The following is a 22,733-nucleotide window of genomic DNA, read 5'->3' as shown; positions in this document are numbered from 1 at the left end:
GGAGGGCTATTATAATGAGTGACGAAAATAACAATTACGAAAACCAAAACCATTGTTCGTTTTGCGGTAAAAGTCAATCTGAAGTTAAAAGTTTAGTAGCCGGACCTGGAGTTTTCATCTGTAATGAATGTATCGCTTTATGCAGCGAAATGTTCAACGAAACATTATATGACGATGAAGAATTTACAGATACTCTAACTCCAAATCTAAATGAAGTTGAAAAACCAAAAAGAATAAAAGAATTACTTGATGATTATGTTATCGGACAAGACGAAGCAAAGAAAACTTTAGCGGTTGCAGTTTATAATCACTATAAGAGAATAAACGTTACTGATAAACAAAAAGAAGATAACGAGGTTGAACTTCAAAAAAGCAATATCTTGCTTACAGGACCTACCGGAAGCGGTAAAACTCTTCTTGCATCTACCCTTGCAAAAATACTTAAAGTTCCTTTTGCAATAGCTGATGCAACAGCACTTACAGAAGCAGGATACGTTGGAGAAGACGTTGAAAACATCTTACTTAGACTTATCCAAGCAGCAGATTATAATATTGAACTTGCTCAAAAAGGTATAATATATATAGATGAAATCGACAAAATCGCAAGAAAAAGCGAAAACACATCAATAACAAGAGATGTAAGCGGTGAAGGTGTTCAACAAGCACTTCTTAAAATACTTGAAGGAACTGTTGCAAACGTACCTCCTCAAGGAGGAAGAAAACATCCTCATCAAGATTTCATTCAAATTGATACAAAAGATATCTTGTTTATCTGCGGCGGAGCTTTTGACGGACTTGACGAAGTAATCAAAAAAAGACTCGGTACCCACTCAATGGGCTTTGGAAATGATATAGAAGGAAGCAAAGATAAATCATCTGATGAACTTTTAAGCATGGCACAACCTCAAGACTTTGTAAAATACGGTTTGATTCCTGAACTTGTAGGAAGACTTCCTATAAGTGCATCTCTTAAAAAACTTGATGAAGAAGCACTTATAAATATCCTAACAAAACCTAAAAATGCTTTAATCAAACAATATAAATACTTATTAAGTCTTGATGATGTAAATCTTCATTTTGATAAAGATGCAATAGATTTAATTGCCAGCGAAACAGTTAAAAGAGAAACAGGAGCAAGAGGACTTAGAAGCATACTTGAAGATATTATGCTTGATGTTATGTACGAAGCTCCAAACAATGAAGATGTGAAAGATATTACCATTACTAAAGAAATGGTTAAAGAAGCTTTCGATAAAAAAGCACAATAAAAAAGACCGATTATTCGGTCTTTTTTTAATATCCATAAATTTTATACATAAGTATTGCACCGCTTACGTTTGCATTTAAAGATTCGCACTTTCCGCTCATTGGAATCTTTACTTCTTTAGTTGCATATGTAAGACATTCATCACTTATTCCGTTTCCTTCGTTCCCTACAATAAGCACATTCTTTTTACTATTAAAATCATTCTTCTCACTTCCCTTTAAAGTAGAAGCGATAATCTCAAACCCTTTTTCTTTTAATTCATTTAAAACAACATAATCTTCATCTTTAATTATTTTTGTATTTAAAATACTTCCTGCACTGGCTCTTACTGCCTTTGCAGAAAAAGGAGAAGCGGTTGTTTTTGTTATTATAACACCGTCAAAATCAGCACAAACACTGCTTCTTATAAGCCCTCCGACATTTTCGCTGTCTTGCAGATTATCAAGGTATAATATATTAGCACTTTCCTTTATATCATCTAACGTTTTATACTCTATTTCTAAAACTGCAAGAACCCCTTGAGGTGTTTTGGTGGTTGAAATATAATCAAAAACTTCCTCGCTTACTTCTATTGCATCTTTATAGTCTTTCACATAATCAGGGGTTGCAATGATATATTTAATATTCCCTCCCCCGTTTATTGCATCAAGAACAAACTTCCTTCCTTCAAGAATATACATATTGTTCTTATCTCTATATTTTTTCTTTTCTAAACTTTTTATAAGTTTAATTAATTTATTTGTTTTAGATGTTATCATTTTTATCCTCTTTTATTATTTGATTATTTAATTATACTTTTTATTTTATTAAAAGTAAATGTATTTTTTTGTTGTAATAAAATGTATGATACTGTATAATCTTGTGTAATACGCAAAATTTTAGAGGACATAATGAAACTGAAAAAGAAATTAATTCCATTTTTAATAATATTATTTTTAATTATTTCAAATGCATTTGTTTTTGCAAATGAAGATATTCAAACAGAAGAAATCCCTGAATTTGTACAAAACGAAGCTTTGAATGAAAAAGATTATAAAGGCAGTACACCACCTGAAGAATTTACTCAAAGTACAAATGAAGACGAAGGAGTAAAAGCGAGAGCAACAACATATTTCAAAGTGGGATATGTTTATGCATCAAAAGCAAACAGCTCTGATAAATACGCTTCAAAAGTAACTTTTAAAGAGCTTAAAAGTTATTCTGACTTTAACGATGCCTTAAACAAAATGAATGAATATTATAACTCATATATAAATAGTGACACAACAAAAGCTTATGGTATGTGCATAATGAATAATTCAAACAAAATAATAGCAATGAAAACAGGAAGAGCCTATATAAGCACTTCTTCAGCGACTTTAACAATGGATTAAAATTATGCGGGAAGCAAACCTTATGTTTCAAATAACCATGAAGTATATTACTACTCTTCTTCTTATTTATCATCAACACAGTCAAAATGTAAAATAGGAATAAGCGGTATAACAAATTATACTTCTTCCGCAAATCTTACATTGGTACCAAGAAGCATAATATCAGGAGTATATAAATCTGCTTCAAGTTCAACTAAAAAATATTCATACGGATATTACAGCGTAAACTCAAGCGGAGATTTGGTTCATACAATATCAACTCTTACAAATCCAAGCAGAACAAATTATTTTGAAAGCGGAGAACAAACTTCCCTTTCTAGCTTCGTTGTGGATAAAGCTCCTTCTTTTATGAAAAAAGGAACAAATTATTATAGTATGGACGGAGTGAACTTCTATACAGATGCTTATCTTACTTCAAGTTCAAAAGCAGGAACATACTATCCATACTATACATACCTTCCTTACAGAAGTAAAACAAGCTATACTGCTAGTGAGTTAAACAACAGAATAAGCAACTATTCATCATCTTCAAAACTTAGAAACCAAGGAAGTGCTTTAATAAATGCACAAAACAAATATGGAATAAATGCTTTGCTTGAACTTTCATTTGCAAATCTTGAAAGTGCTTACGGAACAAGCTGGTATGCTATAAACAGAAACAATCTTTTCGGTATAGCAGCTTACGACTCAAATCCAGACAATGCTTACTCTTTCTCAAGTGTTGCAAAATGTATCGAAGAACACGCATACAGACATTTAAGCAGAGGCTATTTTGATGCGGATTCTGACTTCAGATATTATGGAACTTCTCCAGGAAATAAAAAAATAGGAGTAAATGTAAAATACGCATCAGACCCATATCATGGTGAAAAAATCGGCGGAATAGCTTATCAGCAGAATAAACTACTGGGCTCAAAGGACTATGAAAAATATACAATAGGTATTTCCACAAGTACATGCTATGTATACCAAAACCCTTCAACAAGCTCAAAAGCATTTTACAAACTTGCCACAAAATCACTTTCAGAACCTACGGGAATTCCTCTTGTAATAATAGGCTCAAGCGGAGATTTCTATAAAGTTCAAACTGAAATGGGAGTTATAGGAAATATCTGTACATATTCATATGAATATGACTATACAAAATCAGTGGGATATATTCCTAAAAAATACGTAAAAATAGTAAGACAAGGGAAAACTTTATCAGATACGGGAAGTTCAACATCAACGGTAAAACTTTCTCTTACAACACCAAGTTTCTCCCCTTCTTTAAGTTACGGTTTCACTCCGGGATATAAAAACGAGTTTAAAGTAACAACAAAAGCTACCTCAAACGTAAAAGGAGCAACTCTTACATTTAACGTATACGACAAAAACAATAAACTTGTTGCAAGACAAACAAAAACCATAAACTCTACATCTCAAACCTCCGTAACTTTCACATGGGACGGAAAAACTACAAAGAAAAATACAGTAGGATATAAAACAGGAAGTTATGTAAGTACCAGCTCAAGTGGTACAACTTATAATATAAAACTTACCCTTACAGCAAACGGGAAAAGCGTATCTTCAAACTCGTATCAAACAAAACTGTATTCAAAAGCAACAAAACTTTTAACTGATGTAAGCAAAACTACATTAAAGTATAAAAGCAAAGCCACATTATCAATGACTCCAAACAGACCGGGAACAAGCCTTATAAGAATATATAATTCTAAAAACGAACTTGTATACTCTTATACTTTTACAAATAAAAAGGCCAACACATATTTATATACAACATTTACAGGAGTTGGTAATTACAGTAAATATAACGGTAAAACTCTTGCTAAAGGAACTTATACAGTTAAATTTACCCATGGCGACTATACATATACATACCCTACAAAACTATCCGTTGATATGAAAACAATAAAACTTAAAACGGATATTTCAAAAACATCAATAGTAAGAAAAAATTCAACGGTATTATCCATGTATCCAAACGTTACAGGTAACAGTTATATAAAAATATATAATTCTAAAAACCAACTTGTTGCATCCTATAAATTTACAACTAAAAAGGAAAACACAAGATGCGCCGTAACATTTAAAGGATATGGAAATTACGGAAGCTTTAAAAATAAACTCCTTGCTAAGGATAAATATACCGTTAAATTCATTCATTATGATTACACATATACATACCCTAAAAAACTTACTTTAAAATAGGATAAGAAATATTCTTATCCTATTTTTTATATACATAATACAAGACAATATTATATTTGATATAACTTTAAACTATATCAAATCCATAAATTTATATATTATACAAACAAAAAAAATAGGAGTATAATAAATAACATATTAACTCGGAGGTATTAAAAATGACAAAAGGACCATTCAGATATGACCAAGTAGGAAGCCTACTTAGAACAAATACACTTAAAGAAGCAAAGAAAAATTTAGAAAATGAAAGTATTTCTTTTGAAGATTATAAAAAAATCGAAAGAGAAGAAATAAAAAAAATTGTTGAAAAACAAAAAGAAATCGGCTTAAAAGCAATTACAGACGGAGAATTTAACAGAGAATACTGGCATTATGATTTTATCGCTCACTTAAATGGCATAAAGACTTACGTTTTAGATATGCAAGGTAAATTTCAAGGAACAATGAACAAATTAAAATCTTACTATGTTAAAGATACAATTTCTTTCCCAAAAGACCACCCATTCCTTTATGACTTTAAATATTTAAAAGAATTATGCGGGGATGATGCTGTTGCAAAAACAACAATTCCGGGACCTAACATGATTTATTATTCCGGAGTTGTAAATTCTGATTTATTTAAAAAAGACACAAATTATACATCTATTGAAAAATTAAAAGAAGATATAGCAAAAGTATATCAAGATGCAATACAAGCATATTATGACGCAGGATGCAGATATCTTCAATTTGATGATACTGCTTGGGGTGCATTATTTAGCGAAGGACAAAGAAAAGCTTTGGAAGAAAAAGGAATAGATACAAAAAATTTAGTAAAAGACTTCGCAGAAATCACGGTAAACTCTCTTAAAAATAGACCTGACGATATGACAATAACTACACATTGTTGTAGAGGAAACTTCAAAAGCAGCTGGTTATATGAAGGAGATTATTCTTTCGTTGAAGATTATATATTTAAAGCTCCATTTGACGGATTTTTCCTTGAATACGATACAGACAGAGCAGGCTCTTTTGAACCAATAAAGAAATTAAAAGAAGGTAAACTTGTACTTGGTCTTATTACAAGTAAAGAAGGAACTTTGGAAGATAAAGAAGTAATAAAAGAAAGAATAAAAGAAGCAAGCAAATACATTCCTCTTGAAAGATTATGTTTAAGTCCACAGTGTGGTTTCTCTTCAACAGAAGACGGAAATAACATAACAGAAGAAGACCAATTTAAAAAATTACAACTTGTAAAAGAAATAGCAACAGAAGTTTGGAAAGATGCTTAAAAAATCCTCAAATGAGGATTTTTTTATTTTTTTCCAATTTTGCCAATTTTATCTTTATGTTGTAATCAAAACTTTTTTATGTATAATTCAATTTACAAATATAAAAGGAGTTATACATAATGAAAAAAAGAATAGCTATATTACTTATTATCTTGTTAATGATTCCAAGTTTAAACGTAGAAGCACAGGATTTATATAATATTGAAATACCCGATTTCGTAAAAAACGAAGCACAAAATGAACAATATTACAAAACAGACAAAATACCAAAAGAGTATTTAAACTCTAATGCAAAAAGAACAAAAGAAATATCAAATAGTTTTTATGTTGCATATGCATACCCTGCAAAGAATAAACAGAGTGATGAATACAACAGTATTGTAAAATTTGAAAAATTAAAAACCTTTGATACTTTTACAAATGCAAAAAATTATATGGATAATACTTATAACGAATATATAAATATAAATACAAGCGAATACATAAAAAAAGCTAAAGGACTTGTTATTTTAAATGAAGATGAAGAAGTAATAGACATGAAAACAGGAAGAGCTTATATTTCTGCCCCATCGGCTATGCTCGTTCTTGATAATGCTTACGGCTCAAGCAATCCATATATCACAAACAACCAAGAAGTATTTTATTTAGGTGCGGAAAATAATGGAAATTACACATCTTCAAAATGCAAAATAGGAATAAGCGGAATAACAAATTATACATCTTCAGATAATCTTACATTTGTTCCGGAAATCTTATTTGAAGATTTGTATGTATCAGGTTCATCTAATACAAAAAAATACAATATGGGTTATTACAGCGTAAATTCAAACTCAGATTTATGTCACTATGTATCGGTATTAAGTGACGCAGTAAATTCACAAAGATATGAAAACAGCGAAAAATCTATGCTGCAAAGTTTTGTTGTAGATAAAGCACCTTCTTTTATGAAAAGCGGCACTAAGTATTTTAGCATGGACGGAGTAAACTTTTATACTTCAAAATACCTTACTTCATCAAGTAAAGCAGGAACACATTATCCTTACTTTACATATCTTTCATATAGAACTAAAACAAGCTACACAGCAGCAGAAATAAATAAAAGAATAAACACCTACCCTACAAATTCAAAACTTAAAAATATGGGTGAAACCTTAATAAACGTTCAAAATAAATACGGTATAAATGCTCTTATGGAACTAGGCTTTGCAAACCTTGAAAGCGGATACGGAACAAGCTCTTACGCACAAACAAAAAATAACCTTTTTGGAATTGCCGCATATGATGAAAATCCCGATAATGCTTATAGCTTTTCAAGCCCCGCAAAGTGTATAGAAGAACATGCTTACAGACACTTAAGCAGAGCATATTTTGACGCAAACTCTGACTTTAGATATTATGGAACTTCTCCCGGCAATAAAAAGATTGGAGTAAACGTAAAGTATGCCTCAGACCCATATCATGGTGAAAAAATAGGCGGTAACGTATATCTTCAAGATAAAAACATGGGAAGCAAAGACTATGAAAAATACACAATAGCCATAACCAACAAAACCACAAACGTATATCAAAATGCAGATAGTAGCAGCAAAACTTACTATAAAATGGCAAACAAAAACTCCAGTACACCTACTGGAATGCCTGTTGTTATAATCGGAGAAAAAGGTGATTATTATAAAATACAAAATGACATGGGAGTTGTAAACTCTTCTGTTCACTATGAAAATTTATATGACTATACTTCTTCAGTTGGATACATCAAAAAAAGCGATGTTGATATTGTAAGAAAAGGAAAAACAAGCATAACTCAAGATAATACCACAACACCTAAAATATCAATATCCTCAATTAAGATATACCCTGCCTTAAGCTACGGTTTTACTCCGGGATATGCAAATAACTTAAGAGTTGATATAAGTGCATATTCAAATATAAAAAACGCAAAAGTAGAACTTCAAGTTTATAATTCAAAAAAACAGCTTGTTGCAAAGAAAAGTTTAACAAAATCAAAAACAGGAACAACAACAGAAAAAATTTACTGGGACGGAAAAGCAACAAAGGATAACAAAGCAGGATATAAGACCGGAAGCTATGTAAATAGAAGTTCAAAAGGAACTAATTATACTATTAGAGTCATATTATCTGTTTCAGGAAAAAGCACAAAAACAAAAGATTATACCATTAAGGTTTACTCAAAAGCTACCAAGCTTTCTACGGGAATAACAAAAACATCAATAAAAAGAAAGTATTCAACAACATTATATATGACTCCAAACAGACCTGGAACAAGCATGGTAAGAATCTACGACAGTAAAAACAGGCTGGTTTTTAAACAAGTATTTTACTACAAAAAGGCAAATACAAAAAACTCCGTAACTTTTAAAGGATACGGAAATTATGATAAGAATAACAAAAAACTTCTTCCAAAAGGAAAATACAAAGTTAAATTCACCCATGGAGATTATACTTATACTTATCCAAAAACAATTACACTTAAATAAATCTATAAAGAAGCAATTTTTAAATTGCTTCTTTATATCCTACTATAAATCGTGTATAATATTAGTATCTTATAATATACTACCAAAAAGGAAAAAAGTATGGGAACACTAATAGACTTATATGATGGTCAAAAAAAACATAAAGAAAAAATATCAAAATGTTTATCTATTATGGAAAATAGCCATAAAATTTTTAAAATAGGAGAAAAACAAGCCGACAAAATAATAGTTTCAATAGGAAAACTCTTAAATTTAAGTCTTTTTAATTTGGATGAAAAAGAATACTTTAATTTATTAAATATTTATGCTGATATATATGAGTTGAAAGAAAATTTAAACTATGAATATGCTGATTTAAAAATATTTATTAAGGAAAAATATTCATCATATTTTGAAAACAAAGAAATACAAATGGAAATGGTAGTTAATTATTGTATATTAAATACAATGGATAACACTTTTTTTATTGATACAAACAAAGATTTAAAGATTATAAGTGCAATACCTGAAATTTTAGAAGAATCCATGAATGGCGGAGATTATGAAAATTATAATCAAGAAGATGAAAATTTTGGTTTAAATGTAAATTCCCCTATTCCATGTAAAGGAATAAATGAAGCATATGATTATTTAGACAGACTTAAAACCGATTCTAATATGGAACTTTATTATAAAAGAACAGGAAGTTTTGAAATAGAATCAAGTGACTACTTAATAGACGAATTTATTACATATACAAAAGACAATAAAGAATATAAAAAAATATATCTAAACATTTACTCAAAAGAAACAACTAAAAAAGCTCCAAAAGGTTTCATCTTAAAAGAAAAATAAAAAAGCACTTTTAAAGTGCTTTTTTTATCTTAATTTTGCATTTAATGTTTCTGATAGAGCTTTTACAATATTATCAAATCTTACGTCTATTTCTTCATCTGTTAATGTTCTGTCTTCAGCTCTAAATTCAAGGCTCACAGCTACGGATTTTTTACCTTCGCCTACTTGTTTTCCTGTAAATACGTCAAATACTTCACTTGATACAAGATATTCTCCGCCTGCTTTCTTAATTTCATCAAGGATTTCACCTGCATAAATATCTTCATCAACTACAACTGCAATATCTCTTTGAAGAGATGGGAATTTTGCAAGTTGTTTAAATTCGATTTCTTTGTCGTAATTTTCTGTGATTGTTTTTACGTCAATTTCAGCAACAACAACATCTTCTTTTAAGTTGTATTTCTTAAGTAAAAGAGGATGAACGTTTCCTACATAACCGATTACTTTATCATTTACTGAAATGTAAGCGCTTCTTGTAGGGTGAAGCATCTTTTCTTCTGCTTTTGTGAATTTAACGTTTTTAATTCTAAATTTGTTGAAAATATATTCAACAATTCCTTTAATTTCAAAATAATCTGTATTGTATTTACCAATAACAAGTTTTTCTTCTTGTAGAGGTAGTCCTAATTCATCATATTTAGCATCAAAGAATACATTACCTATTTCAAATAAAACTCTTTCTTTATTCTTTCTGCTGTAGTTAAATGATAATGACTCAAGCATGCTAATCATCATAGAAGTTCTCATGTATCCTGTATCTTCCCCAAGAGGATTTATTACTTTTACATATTTGCTTCTAATATCTTTATCTTCAAATCCAAGTTCATCAAGTTTTTCTTTTGATGTAAATGTATAAGTAAGAGTTTCAAGTCCTCCTATTGCAATTAATGCTTCCTTAATTTTGTTTTTATCACTGTAATAAACATTTTTTTCACTTATATAATTTGATGTTTCCATAAGTGTACTTGGAATATTGTTGTATCCATACATTCTTGCGATTTCTTCAACAACATCTTCTTTTATGTTTATGTCATCTCTTAAAATAGGAGCTGTAATGCTTATTATATCCCCGTTTACTTTTGGTTCAAAGTTTAGTAAATCAAGAAGTCTTGCTTGTTCTTCTACTGAAATATCGCTTCCTAAAATTCTGTTAACATCTTTTGAATCAATATCCATTTTTACAGGTTCTTTTTCATAGAAGTTTTCATCAATTAAGCCTTCTACAAGTTCACAAGCACCGATTTCAACAAGTAATGATGCTGCTCTGTCTATTGCATATCTTGTAATCAAAGGATTAATTCCCTTTTCATAATGTGCTGAAGCTTCACTTCTAAGTCCAAATACTCTTGATGTTCTTCTTATTGAGTTTTTGTTGAAGTTTGCAGATTCTATTACGATATTTTTTGTATCATCATCTACAACTGAGTTTAAAGCACCCATAACCCCTGCTACACAAACACCTTTTTTTGCATCATTGATAAGTAGCATTTTATCATCAAGATCTCTTTCTATGTTGTCAAGAGTAACCATTTTTTCACCATTTTTTGCAGTGTCAACAATGATTTTATGTCCTTCTAATTTATCATAATCAAACATATGAAGTGGTTGACCAAGTTCTAACATAACATAGTTAGAAACGTCAACAATATTTGATATAGGTCTAATACCACAAGCCATTAATCTTTGTTGCATCCAAAGTGGTGATTGTTCAACTTTTTTTACTTTAAGCATTCTTGCACAGTATCTTTTACATAAGTCTGTATTTTTTACTTCAACGCTTAATTTATCATTAATATCATTAGCTTTATCTTCGATTTTAAAATCAGGCATAACAAATTTTTTACCAAGTGTTGCACCTGCTTCATAAGCCATACCTAAAATACTGTTACAATCTTGTCTGTTATTTGTAAGTTCAAAATCAATTACATATTCATCAAGACCCAATACTTTTTTTGCATCTTCTCCTAAAGGTACGTCTTCAGAGAAAATATAAATCCCATCTTCCAAATGTTTTGGAACAATGCTTGAACTCATGCCAAGTTCAGCACCTGAACAAAGCATACCGTAAGATTCAACTCCTCTTAATTTTGCTTTTTTAAGAGTCATTCCATTTGGAAGTTTTGCACCAACTTTTGCATAAGGAACAATATCTCCGACTTTTACATTTTTAGCCCCTGTAACAACTTGATATTCTTCGCTTCCGTCAAACATTGTGCATATAACTAATTTTTCCGCATCTTCATGTGGTTTAATATCTTTAATTTTCGCTGTTATAACACCTTCAATTCCTTCTCCAAGATAAGTTACGGTTTCAACCATAGAACCGCTTACAGTCATCATTTCGGCAAATTCATTTATATCTTTATCTACATTTACATATTCTTTTAACCAGTTTATAGGTAATAACATTCCAAGTCCTCCTTAAAATTGAGTTAATAACTCAGTATCGTTTGCAAATAATAATCTTAAATCTTTAATACCGTATTTAAGCATAGTCATTCTGTCAAGTCCCATTCCGAAAGCAAAACCGGTATATACATCAGGGTCTATTCCACAGGCTTTTAGTACGTTTGGATGAACCATTCCGCAGCCTAAAATTTCAATAAATCCTGAACCTTTGCAAACATTACATCCCTTTCCGTGACAAGCTATGCAAGTTGCGTCCATTTCGGCACTTGGTTCCGTAAAGTAAAATTGATGTGGTCTGAATCTTGTTTTTGTTTCTTCGCCGTAAAGTCTTTTTACAACATATTCAAGTGTTCCTTTAAGGTCTGCCATTGTAATTCCTTTATCTACAATTAAACCTTCTATTTGGTGGAATAAAGGTGAATGTGTCGCATCAATTTCATCTGTTCTATAAACTTTTCCGGGAGCAATAACCTTGATTGGAACATCTTTTGCTTTCATTGCTCTAATTTGAACAGGTGAAGTTTGTGTTCTAAGGCAAATATCATCATTTATATAGAAAGTATCGCTTTTATCTCTTGATGAATGATCAAGAGGAACGTTTAAGTTATCAAAGTTATATCTTACAAGTTCTATTTCAGGACCTTCCGCAACAGAAAAACCAAGAGATGCAAAGATTTCTTCAAGTTCTCCTATGATATTATATAGAGGATGATGATGTCCTACTTCTACTTCCTTACCAGGAAGAGTAATATCTATTTTATCTTTTTCAAGTTTTTCAAGTAAGATTTTTTCTTCAATGCTTGTTTTCATTTTTCCAAGCTCTGATTCTATGGCTTCTCTTACTTCGTTTGCAAGTTTACCTATTATAGGTCTTTCTTCTTTGCTAAGCCCACCCATTCCTCTAAGGATTGATGTAAGCTTACCTTTTTTACCCATAAATTCAATTCTGAATTTTTCTAAATCTTCCAATGAATGAAGATTTTGTATTTTTTCTTTTGCTTCTTTTTGTATATTTAGTAACTGATCTTTCACTTTATCCTCCACAATAGTTTTTATTTGATATTTTTAACTACTCCCTCTTTGATTGCTTGATCGTATACCGCTTTTGCAACTGCATCAGCAACATTTTTATCAAGTGCGCTAGGAAGTATATTATGTTCGTTTAACTCATCTTCTTTTATAAAGTTTGCAATGGCATATGTAGCTTCAACTTTCATACCTTCTGTAATCTTTGTTGCATATGCACTAAGAGCACCTTTAAATATTCCAGGGAATGCAAGAACGTTATTTACTTGATTTTCAAAATCGCTTCTTCCCGTTCCAACAACTCTTGCTCCGCCTTTTTTTGCCACGTCAGGCATAATTTCAGGCACAGGATTTGCCATGGCAAAAATAATTGCATCTTCATTCATGCTTCTTACCATTTCTTCATCAACAAGATTTCCCTTTGAAACGCCTATAAAGACATCTGCATTCTTTATAACGTCTTTTAAAAGTCCCTCGTCTTTATTTGGATTTGTTATTTTTAAAAGTTCTCTTTGAACATAATTGTCATCTCTGCCTTCTTTTAAAGCACCGTTAATACCGCATACCACAACATTTTTTGCACCTAAATTTATAAGCATTTTTGTTATGGCATATCCCGCCGAACCGTCTCCGTTTACAACAATTTTTATTTTATCAATATCTTTTTTTACTATTTTTAAAGCATTTGTTATTCCTGCTCCAACTACAATAGCTGTTCCGTGTTGGTCATCATGAAATACAGGAATATCAAGTTCTTCTTTTAATCTGTTTTCTATTTCAACACATCTTGGAGCTGATATATCTTCAAGGTTAATTCCCCCAAAAACAGGAGAAATAAGTTTTACGGTTTTTACTATTTCATCAACATCTTTTGAATCCACACAAATAGGGAAAGCATCAACACCGCCAAACTCTTTAAATAAGATGGCCTTTCCCTCCATTACGGGAATTGCTGCTTTAGCACCTATATCACCAAGCCCTAAAACCGCTGTTCCGTCACTTACGACACCTACAAGATTTTTCTTAACCGTATATTTATATACGTCATCTTCATTTTCATGTATCTTTACACAAGGCTGAGCAACGCCCGGTGTATATAAAAGTGATAAATCTTCGTTTGTTTTTACTTCTTTTTTGCTTATAACTTCAAGTTTTCCGTTTAACTGTTCATGAAGTTTAAGAGATTTTTCTTTTACATCCATAATTTTCCTTCTTCCGTTATTTCTTTTTTCTTAATATACTGCCAAAATTTTCTGTATTATAATCTTCCCCAAGCTCTTCTTTCAAAGTCGGATTTGAAAATACAAAAGCTATTCTTTTGACTAATTCTTCATCCACGGTATTTATCACAAAATCATTTTCTTTTGTTATTATTGGAACAAATTTTATTTTATTATTTTTTGCAGCTGTCTCACTTATAAAGCACACATCAAACCTGTCTGATAACAAAGCTGACAACAATACCGTTTCATTTTTATATATATTATCCTCAAAACCCTTTATATCCTTATAGTTTATTTTTTTGTTTTTAAGTAAGGTTTCAAGTATTTTTCTAGAAAAATCATTTCTCGGAAGATTTCCAAAAACTATATTCTTTTTAGCCAAATCTTCAACATCGGTTATTTCAAGGTATTTTTTGTTTATGGCAAAACCATATCTTTCCCTTACACCTTGAATTATAACTTTTCCTTTTATAAGCTCATCTTTAAAATGCTCGCTTTTTCCTTCAAATTCTCCAAGCACATATTCATTTGATGTAATACTGCCCTTTAATTCATTTACATTTGAACTTTGAATTATATTCATTTTGTCAAAAGAAGAATATTCTATTATTTTAGAATTTATTAAATTCTTTCTTCCCACAAACAACACGTTATTATCCGTATCCTTTAAAGGCTTAAATAAATGAACCTTTATGTCCTCTCCTTTTTTGATGTTTTTTACATTTTCGTTTATCACAAAATATCCGTCTGCACCAAAAAAGTCATACATTGAAGCATTTTTTACTTGAAGAGGAAGAGCTTTAAAACCGTCGGAATTGTTAAATAAATTTACATATACAAATTCTTTATAATAAAAACTTGAATCCACATCTTCCATAAGCTTTGCCATAATGGTATTTTCTTTTTCTTCTCCTACCCTTGTAAGCAAAGATATGTATTTTTTTATAAACATATTATAAAGGAATATGTTTGAGAATATATCTCCAGGGAAAGCAAACACATCACATCCCAAAACTTTTCCATACATAAAGTTAGTAGCGGGTATTGTATTCATTCCTTTTATATATACACTTCCCAGTTTATCTATAACTTCATAAGTATGGTCATTGCTTCCTTCTCCGGTTCTTCCGATTACAATAACCAAATCATTTTTTAAAGAAGCTTCCTTTACCCTCTTTTCAAAATCTCTTTTGTCTTCTCTTTCATGAGGATATAAATTTATTTGTACTCTTTCGTTTTGTATTTTATTTTTTAAAACCATAAAGATGGTTTCAGGATTGTGTTTTCTTTTTTCATGTTTGTACTTTTCTTCATTTAAAGTAAGCACAAATCCTATTTTAAGTTTTTTATAAACACTTACCTTATCAACTCTAGCTTCCAAAAGAACCCCTATTTTTTCACTGTCTAAAAGAGTGTCTTTTGCATATAAATAACTGCCCTTTTGTCTTTCCTGACCTTTAAACTTTATACCATAAAAAAGGTTAGGCATATAATTTACATAAATAAGATTTCCTTTATATATAATGTCGTGCTTATCTATTACAATATTATATTTATCATCAACAAAATCACCTTTGTTTACTTTTTTGTATTCGCTTATTTTATATAGGTTTTCTTTCTTTTCTATATCTTTTATGTTTACCGCTACACCGTCATATAAAGAATAAGAATAACTTGGCACATCTTCCTTTGCATAAACATTATCAAATAAAACTCTGTTAAAAGAATCATATACATCTACATACTCACTTTGAAGATGCTTTGTTTCTTTTAATAACCCAAGGAAAACCTCTTTCATCTGTTCAAAAGAAATATCTTTATAACAATCCATACTTATACCTCTATAAAAGCGTAACCTTTACGGTTTCGTCCTTTTCAATTTTATCTTTGTTTTTAGATATTTCTATATATCCATTTGCATCTCGCATTACCTCGCTGTAAGATGCATCAAAGTCAATGGCTTCAAAATATGTTTCGTCTTTTTCTTCCATTATTTTAACAAAAACATACTCGTTAATTCCCTTTCTTGCAGGAATATTATAAAGGCTTATTGCATCTATATAACCTTCACTGTCTTTAATATCAAGCATATAATTCATTACAGGATTTACAAGCTCCCTAAATCCTATAAGTACATCTTTAGGCATTGAGTCAAATACGTAAACAAAAGTGGAATTTATATTGTATATCAAAGCATTTTTTGAAGGAGAAATCAAAATATCTTCAAAATAGCATTTTCCACTTTCTAAGAAAAATTTATTTTTATCGTAATTAAGTATAATTACAATATCACATTCTTTTGTAGCTTTATCAAGAACTTCCTTATCAGCATTTTTATATATTCCATAAGAAATTCCAACACATCTTTTCTTTTCAAGTTCCGAAAGCAAAATATAAGAGCATATGTCTATATCTTTGTTTATGTCTTTATCTCTTACTTTAATAATGTTATTTCCCGTAGAGATAATTCCTACCTTAACCTTTTTATAAACTTCAACCATAAATTCATTTAAACTCGCAAGAAGTCCTATATGAAAACTGTTTAAAAGTGTATTTTTTCGTAGCACCACATCATTTTCTTTTACTGTGCTTCCTTTAAGACAAACCCCGCTATTTTTGTTTATGGGTCTATTTATTGTTACATAACTTCCGTATTCTTTAACATACTTTATATCAATAACACTGTCTGCTCCAAGAGGAAGTTTATCACCTTTTGAAACTTTCTTTATTTGTGTTAAATTTATTTCATTTTCATTTACAATATCAAAACGTATAGGTTCATAATAATCAACACCGTATAAACCTTCATGATTTATGGCATAACCGTCAATTTGTGCTATATCACTTTCAGGAATATTTACTTTTGATATTACGTCTTTTGCAAGAACATGATTTAAACAATCTTCAATCATTATAACGTGACTTTTTATTTTAATATTTTCACAGTCATCTTTAAGCATTTTCAATACTTCGTTTTTTGTATAAGAGTTAAGCATTTTTTTCTCCCAAAATAAGTATTTTCAACAAAATTCATACAAAAAATTATAACACAATCCCCTATCAAATACAAGGAAAAGGCTTATAAGGGGATAAACAAAAAGCTAAATAAAATTAATAAAAAAACAACGATAATATTATATTTTTTTCATTAATTTACATTCATTTTATTTAAGAAGAAATTAAATATTTTATACCTTAATTTGTCGAAAATTGCAGAAAAAGAAAATAATTTGCCATAAAAAGACATAATTTGTAATAAAAAAACAAAAAAACATATTAAAAACGTATTTATAAAATATGTAATATATATTAGAATATAATAAAAATAAAAAAATATAAAAATTATAAGTATTTTAAAGTAAAAATTTGATTAATTATAAAAAATACTTTGAATTAATCACTTTTAAATGATATAATCTTGATTTATGAAATTTTATAAGAAAAAAAGTAAAATAAATAAAACTTTTTCAAATTAATTTTCTTTTCTTATAAAATAAAATTAATCAAAACATATATTAAATATTTAGATAAAGAGGTTTTAAAATTGGCAAATATACAAAACATTATGAATACATACACAAGCAATATGGGAAATATGACTCTGCCGGCAATTTCAATAAGAGATTTATCTTTAATTACCGGAATGAATGCAAACTTTGACGTTTCAAGAAGCGAATCATTAGTGGCTTTGGAAGAAAGCGTTAAAGAAGACAGCCTAATCTATTTAATTGCTCAAATAGATGCCGATAAGGAAGAAATCAGCCTTGAAAACCTACGTGAAGTTGGGGTTTTGGCTAAAATTACAAACCTTATAAGACTTCCTTATAACGCAATAAAAGTTTCAGTTAAAATTTTAAACAGAGTAAAAATAAAGGAATATATACAAGCAAGTCCTTATATTTTGGCAAATGCGGATATAATAAATTATTCTGAGGAAGAATTAACCGAAGAAGAAATTGCAATGACAAATATATTAAAAGAAAAATTCAACAAATATTCTGCATATAAAATGTCTACGGCAGAATTTGAACTTTCTTCATTTCTTTCTTCAATCAAAAATCCAAACGAACTTATAGACCTTATTTTACCGCCTTTAAATCTTGATTACGATACTTTTCAAGATATACTTTGTATGACGGACACAAAACAAAGATATAAAGAAGTATATAAGGTTTTGGAAAAAAGAATTTCTGTTTTATCTCTTGAAAATGAAATAGAAAAAGAAGTTAAAGAAAAAATGGAAAAACTTCAAAAAGAAGTTTATTTGAGAGAAAAAATTGAAGTTTTACAAGACAGACTTCATAATGCCGACGGAAGTGCAAGCGGAAGCGACTATACAAAAAAATTAGAAAAACTTCCTATTCCTGAAGAATACAAAGAAAAAATACAAAAAGAAATAGACAGACTAAATACAATACCGGTTGGCTCAAGTGAAGCAGGAGTAATTCAAACCTATATTGAAACAATCCTTGATTTACCTTGGGAGAAAGAAGAAAAACCAGATATTGATTTAAAAGAAGCACAAAAAACTTTAGATGAAGACCACTACGGTTTAAAAGAAGTTAAGGAAAGAATAATAGAATACTTATCAGTATTAAAACTTACTAACTCTCTAAAAGGACCTATCGTTTGTTTGGTTGGACCTCCGGGGGTTGGTAAAACATCAATAGCAAAAGCAATCGCAAAAGCATCAAAAAGAAAATTCGTTCGTCTATCAGTTGGTGGAACGAGAGACGAAGCAGAAATAACTGGTCACAGAAGAACTTATATAGGCGCAATGCCGGGAAGAATTATTGCGGGAATCAAACAAGCAAAAACAAATTCTCCCCTATTCCTTCTTGATGAAATAGATAAAATCGGTTCTGATTTTAAAGGAGACCCTGCAAGCGCACTTCTTGAAGTATTAGACCCTGAACAAAACTCAAACTTCTCTGACCACTACCTTGAAATTCCTTTTGATCTTTCAAATGTATTATTTGTTGCAACAGCAAATACGGCAGCAACAATTCCTCCTGCTCTTTTAGACAGAATGGAAGTAATAGAAATACCTGGCTATATGCCAAAAGAAAAAGTTGAAATTGCAAAAAAACACTTAATCAAAAAAGAACTTGAAGCACATGGACTTACTAAGGATAACCTTAAATTTACTCCTGCCGCTTTGGATAAAATAGTGTCAGACTATACTTTGGAATCAGGTGTAAGACAACTTGAAAGATTAATAGCTAAAATATGCAGAAAATGTGCAAAGAAAATCGTGTTAAACGAAGATGAAAAAATAGAAGTTACAGTAAAAAATCTACACGAATATTTAGGAAAAGAATTAATAACATTCAACAAACAAAGCAATAAAAAATACGTAGGAAAAGTTACCGGACTTGCTTATACAAGTTACGGTGGTGACACATTAAAAATAGAAGCCGTTCTTACAGAAGGCAAAGGAAGAATTGAACTTACCGGAAATCTTGGAGATGTTATGCAGGAATCGGCAAAAACTGCACTAACTTACGTTAGAACAATAGCCGATAAGTTAAACGCCGATAAAGATTTCTATGAAAAGAAAGACATTCATATCCATGTTCCAGAAGGCGCAACTCCAAAAGACGGTCCAAGTGCAGGGATAACTCTTGCGACTGCAATAATATCTGCCCTAACAAATATGAAAGTTGCAGAAGACATCGCAATGACCGGTGAAATAACTCTATCAGGTGATGTTCTTCCAATAGGAGGACTAAGAGAAAAACTTCTTGCAGCAGCAAGAGCAAGAGTAAAAAAAGTCTTAATTCCTAAAGAAAATGTAAAAGACCTTGAAGAAATAAGTGAAGACATCAAAAAACACCTTGAAATAACTCCTGTAAAACACATGAAAGAAGTATATAAAATAATTTTTGAAGAGGAAAAATAATGATTATAAAAAGTGCCGAAATAGTAACCAGTGCAGCAAAATTTAATCAGCTGCCACCGGAAGAAAAACTTGAAATAGTTTTAATCGGAAAATCAAACGTAGGCAAATCCAGCTTTATAAATAATCTTCTTGGAAGAAAATCTCTTGCAAGAACAAGTTCTGTACCTGGAAAAACCAGAACAGCAAACTACTATAACATAAACAACGAATTTTATATTGTGGATATGCCGGGATACGGATATGCAAAAGTATCCAAAAGCGAAAAAGCACAATTCAGCAAAATAATATTCGACTATTTACAAAAAAGAAATACGGATTTTATAGTTTTTTTCCTTGTTGATATAAGACATAAACCAACAAATAACGACATAAAAATGTATAACGATATTTTATCAAATGATATTTATCCTGTAATTGTTCTTACAAAAGCAGATAAAATCAGCAAAAACAAAAGAAAAAAGAATATAGATGTAATAAAACAGACATTAGAATTAGACGATGATGACAAAATAATCATATATTCTACCGAAGAAAATCTTGGAAGAGATGAAACCTTGGAATTTATAAACGAATTTATTTAAAAATATGAGGGAAAACAATGAGTGCAAGTATCATATTAATCATAATGGGAATTTTGCTTTTAGGATGGGTAATATTTTGTTTTATACTATGCCTAAAGCGTAACAAAAAAATAATAGAAAATTCTGATTTTAAATTACACTTAAAATGTGAAAAATGTGGCATGGAATATGAAGCAGAATCAAAAGAACTTATGAAAACATTTTTTTCCAAATCAAGAAGTACCACAAAAACACAGGCAATGGGACCTGTTCTTGTAAATAATCCCAAATACAGCTATTATTCAAAAAAGTTCTTTTGCCCTGAATGTAACAAACTGGAATACGCCCAAATATTAAATTTAAACGAAGTTCAGGATAAAATATTAAAAAGCACATTGAAGTCATATATTAAATTTTTCGCCATGATGATTATAGGAGGAATTATAATACTCATTGTTACGAGCATTCCAATGGCTGTTTTAAACAATATTCAAAAAAATAAAATAGAAGATTTGAAACAACAGCAATACGAACAATTTTTAGATAATTATAATTTAAATTAAAAAAGTCCATTATTTACATGGACTTTTTTAGTTAAATTCAAAATATACTGTTAAATATTAAAGGAATTTCTATAATACACATTATAAAAAAAACAAAAAGTAAAGTATATGTAAAATTTATATAAAATATATGTTTTGTATTGCAATTTTATATAATAAAGATTAAAATCCATATATATTTAATTTAATTGGTAAAATAGAGACTTATAAGGGATAATAAGGATGAACAGCATTTTAGGGAAAAAAATCAGTTACACACAAATTATAGCATTAGGATTTTTATTAATAATATTTACGGGAGGGACTCTTCTTTCTTTGCCGATATCGTCAAGAACCGGGGAATTTACTCCTTTTTTAAATGCTCTTTTCACGGCAACATCTGCCACATGCGTAACGGGACTTGTAGTGTATGATACATTCACACATTGGTCTGTATTCGGGCAAATAGTAATCATAAGCCTTATTCAAATAGGCGGTATTGGATTTATGACGATAATAACAATGTTATCTATTTTTTTTAAAAGAAAAATAGGTTTGAATGAAAGAAAACTTTTGATGCAGTCTGCGGGAAGCAATCAAATCGGTGGCGTAGTTGCTCTAATTTTAAGAATAGTTAAAGGAACTATTTTATTCGAAGGAATAGGCGCCATTTTACTGGCAACAAGATTTATTCCAGATATGGGAATTGCAGAGGGAATTTACAATGCCGTATTTCATTCAATATCGGCGTTTTGTAATGCAGGATTCGATTTAATGGGGAAATTCGGGCAATTCTCATCATTAACAACATATTCAGACGATATAATCGTAAACGTAACTATAATGTCACTTATCGTCATAGGCGGTATAGGATTTGTAGTTTGGAGTGATATATTAAAACACAAATTAAAATTTAGCAGATATGAATTACATTCAAAAATTGTATTAATTGCAACAACTTGTCTGATTATAGGCGGAGCATTAATTTTCTTTATATTTGAAAACTCAAACGGAGTAATTGCAGACAGTTCGGTAAAAGAAAAAATATTAGTTTCTTTTTTCCAATCGGTTACACCGAGAACTGCCGGATTTAATACGATAAACTGGGTAGACATTCATCAGGGAACTGCGTTGTTTACGGTATTTCTAATGTTGGTCGGAGGGAGTCCCGGCTCAACCGCAGGTGGTATGAAAACCACAACTTTAGTTGTTCTTATAATGAGTGCCGTTACATCTTCAAGACAACAAAACGGCATTACCATTTTCAAAAGGAAATTAGAAAATGAAACGGTAAAACAAGCAAGTGCCGTTTCAACATTATATATATTCGGATTTTTATTGGGATGTATGATTCTTTGTTATTTTGAAAACAGTTCGGCTTTGGCAATAATGTTTGAAGTTTCTTCAGCAATCGGAACCGTAGGTTCATCAATGGGTATTACGGCTGGATTATGTCCGATTTCGAAAATAGTAATAATTTCATTGATGTACGCTGGAAGAGTAGGCATTTTAACATTAATGATAGCATTAAACGCCAAGAAAAAATCAGCACCTATAGAAAGACCGACTGAAAAAATATTAATAGGTTAAAAATCTACATATATTATTTTAAAGAAA

At 30.1% G+C, this 22,733-nt stretch carries 16 protein-coding genes; 10 read left to right on the top strand and 6 right to left on the bottom strand.

The window, feature by feature from the left end; genetic code table 11:
• Positions 1 to 14 precede the first annotated feature (14 nt).
• Positions 15 to 1,268, top strand: coding sequence for an ATP-dependent protease ATP-binding subunit ClpX (gene clpX, locus V2W16_RS00615; protein ID WP_329379848.1), 1,254 nt, complete (start codon positions 15 to 17; stop codon positions 1,266 to 1,268).
• 25 nt (positions 1,269 to 1,293) lie between these two features.
• Here clpX and V2W16_RS00610 read toward each other — a convergent pair whose 3' ends face one another.
• Positions 1,294 to 2,025, bottom strand: a complete 732-nt coding sequence (locus tag V2W16_RS00610) for a TrmH family RNA methyltransferase (RefSeq protein ID WP_329379845.1) — start codon at positions 2,023 to 2,025, stop codon at positions 1,294 to 1,296.
• Between the two features lie 132 nt (positions 2,026 to 2,157).
• Here V2W16_RS00610 and V2W16_RS00605 point away from each other — a divergent pair, with 132 nt between their 5' ends.
• From V2W16_RS00605 to V2W16_RS00585, 5 genes are all read left to right on the top strand, one after another.
• Complete coding sequence (locus V2W16_RS00605; protein ID WP_329379842.1) at positions 2,158 to 2,640, top strand: hypothetical protein; 483 nt, start codon at positions 2,158 to 2,160, stop codon at positions 2,638 to 2,640.
• 141 nt (positions 2,641 to 2,781) lie between these two features.
• Positions 2,782 to 4,851 (top strand): glucosaminidase domain-containing protein, encoded by a 2,070-nt coding sequence (locus tag V2W16_RS00600; RefSeq protein WP_329379840.1) that lies wholly within the window; start codon positions 2,782 to 2,784, stop codon positions 4,849 to 4,851.
• A 158-nt stretch (positions 4,852 to 5,009) separates the two neighbouring features.
• Positions 5,010 to 6,122, top strand: a complete 1,113-nt coding sequence (locus V2W16_RS00595) for a 5-methyltetrahydropteroyltriglutamate--homocysteine S-methyltransferase (protein ID WP_138269043.1) — start codon at positions 5,010 to 5,012, stop codon at positions 6,120 to 6,122.
• A gap of 119 nt (positions 6,123 to 6,241) precedes the next feature.
• A complete protein-coding gene (locus tag V2W16_RS00590; RefSeq protein ID WP_329379835.1) occupies positions 6,242 to 8,620 on the top strand; it encodes a glucosaminidase domain-containing protein in 2,379 nt (792 codons plus the stop codon).
• 99 nt (positions 8,621 to 8,719) lie between these two features.
• A complete protein-coding gene (locus tag V2W16_RS00585) occupies positions 8,720 to 9,454 on the top strand; it encodes a hypothetical protein (protein ID WP_329379832.1) in 735 nt (244 codons plus the stop codon).
• Positions 9,455 to 9,478: 24 nt separating this feature from the next.
• Here V2W16_RS00585 and pheT read toward each other — a convergent pair whose 3' ends face one another.
• Genes pheT through V2W16_RS00560 form a run of 5 tightly spaced genes read right to left on the bottom strand, consistent with a single transcriptional unit; the run spans position 9,479 to position 17,108 of the window.
• Positions 9,479 to 11,863: a phenylalanine--tRNA ligase subunit beta gene (gene pheT / locus V2W16_RS00580; RefSeq protein WP_138269315.1), complete on the bottom strand. Its 2,385-nt coding sequence runs from the start codon at positions 11,861 to 11,863 to the stop codon at positions 9,479 to 9,481.
• Positions 11,864 to 11,875: 12 nt separating this feature from the next.
• Entirely contained in the window at positions 11,876 to 12,895 is a 1,020-nt protein-coding gene (gene pheS / locus V2W16_RS00575) for a phenylalanine--tRNA ligase subunit alpha (protein ID WP_329379828.1), read from the bottom strand.
• 20 nt (positions 12,896 to 12,915) lie between these two features.
• Positions 12,916 to 14,091, bottom strand: a complete 1,176-nt coding sequence (locus V2W16_RS00570; protein ID WP_329379824.1) for an NAD(P)-dependent malic enzyme — start codon at positions 14,089 to 14,091, stop codon at positions 12,916 to 12,918.
• Between the two features lie 16 nt (positions 14,092 to 14,107).
• Positions 14,108 to 15,943 carry a substrate-binding domain-containing protein gene (locus V2W16_RS00565; RefSeq protein ID WP_329379821.1) on the bottom strand — a complete coding sequence of 612 codons (1,836 nt, stop codon included), beginning with the start codon at positions 15,941 to 15,943 and terminating at the stop codon, positions 14,108 to 14,110.
• A gap of 10 nt (positions 15,944 to 15,953) precedes the next feature.
• Positions 15,954 to 17,108, bottom strand: a complete 1,155-nt coding sequence (locus V2W16_RS00560) for a molybdopterin molybdotransferase MoeA (protein WP_329379818.1) — start codon at positions 17,106 to 17,108, stop codon at positions 15,954 to 15,956.
• A gap of 548 nt (positions 17,109 to 17,656) precedes the next feature.
• On the opposite strand from V2W16_RS00560, the gene lon reads away from it, so the two are divergent.
• The 4 genes from lon (at position 17,657) to V2W16_RS00540 (ending at position 22,706) form a co-directional block, all read left to right on the top strand.
• Complete coding sequence (gene lon, locus V2W16_RS00555; RefSeq protein WP_329379814.1) at positions 17,657 to 20,014, top strand: endopeptidase La; 2,358 nt, start codon at positions 17,657 to 17,659, stop codon at positions 20,012 to 20,014.
• On the top strand, positions 20,014 to 20,595 hold the full coding sequence (gene yihA / locus V2W16_RS00550) for a ribosome biogenesis GTP-binding protein YihA/YsxC (RefSeq protein ID WP_329379811.1): 582 nt from the start codon (positions 20,014 to 20,016) through the stop codon (positions 20,593 to 20,595). The genes lon and yihA overlap by 1 nt, the downstream gene beginning before the upstream one ends.
• Before the next feature lie 17 nt (positions 20,596 to 20,612).
• Entirely contained in the window at positions 20,613 to 21,137 is a 525-nt protein-coding gene (locus tag V2W16_RS00545; RefSeq protein WP_329379808.1) for a hypothetical protein, read from the top strand.
• 222 nt (positions 21,138 to 21,359) lie between these two features.
• Positions 21,360 to 22,706: a TrkH family potassium uptake protein gene (locus V2W16_RS00540; RefSeq protein ID WP_329379805.1), complete on the top strand. Its 1,347-nt coding sequence runs from the start codon at positions 21,360 to 21,362 to the stop codon at positions 22,704 to 22,706.
• Positions 22,707 to 22,733: the final 27 nt, after the last annotated feature.

Origin of the sequence: Anaerofustis butyriciformans (genome assembly GCF_036289385.1) — a bacterium.
Lineage (GTDB): Bacteria > Bacillota > Clostridia > Eubacteriales > Anaerofustaceae > Anaerofustis > Anaerofustis butyriciformans.
The sequence above is the reverse complement of the archived record's forward strand: the minus strand, read 5'-3'. Positions and strand labels throughout refer to the sequence as shown.

Bases quoted from the DNA above. Each gene is read 5' to 3' on its own strand.
- clpX (WP_329379848.1), top strand. From the start codon at position 15: ATGAGTGACGAAAATAACAATTACGAAAACCAAAACCATTGTTCGTTT.
- V2W16_RS00610 (WP_329379845.1), bottom strand. From the start codon at position 2,025: ATGATAACATCTAAAACAAATAAATTAATTAAACTTATAAAAAGTTTA.
- V2W16_RS00605 (WP_329379842.1), top strand. From the start codon at position 2,158: ATGAAACTGAAAAAGAAATTAATTCCATTTTTAATAATATTATTTTTA.
- V2W16_RS00595 (WP_138269043.1), top strand. From the start codon at position 5,010: ATGACAAAAGGACCATTCAGATATGACCAAGTAGGAAGCCTACTTAGA.
- V2W16_RS00590 (WP_329379835.1), top strand. From the start codon at position 6,242: ATGAAAAAAAGAATAGCTATATTACTTATTATCTTGTTAATGATTCCA.
- V2W16_RS00585 (WP_329379832.1), top strand. From the start codon at position 8,720: ATGGGAACACTAATAGACTTATATGATGGTCAAAAAAAACATAAAGAA.
- pheT (WP_138269315.1), bottom strand. From the start codon at position 11,863: ATGTTATTACCTATAAACTGGTTAAAAGAATATGTAAATGTAGATAAA.
- V2W16_RS00570 (WP_329379824.1), bottom strand. From the start codon at position 14,091: ATGGATGTAAAAGAAAAATCTCTTAAACTTCATGAACAGTTAAACGGA.
- V2W16_RS00565 (WP_329379821.1), bottom strand. From the start codon at position 15,943: ATGGATTGTTATAAAGATATTTCTTTTGAACAGATGAAAGAGGTTTTC.
- V2W16_RS00560 (WP_329379818.1), bottom strand. From the start codon at position 17,108: ATGCTTAACTCTTATACAAAAAACGAAGTATTGAAAATGCTTAAAGAT.
- yihA (WP_329379811.1), top strand. From the start codon at position 20,014: ATGATTATAAAAAGTGCCGAAATAGTAACCAGTGCAGCAAAATTTAAT.
- V2W16_RS00545 (WP_329379808.1), top strand. From the start codon at position 20,613: ATGAGTGCAAGTATCATATTAATCATAATGGGAATTTTGCTTTTAGGA.
- V2W16_RS00540 (WP_329379805.1), top strand. From the start codon at position 21,360: ATGAACAGCATTTTAGGGAAAAAAATCAGTTACACACAAATTATAGCA.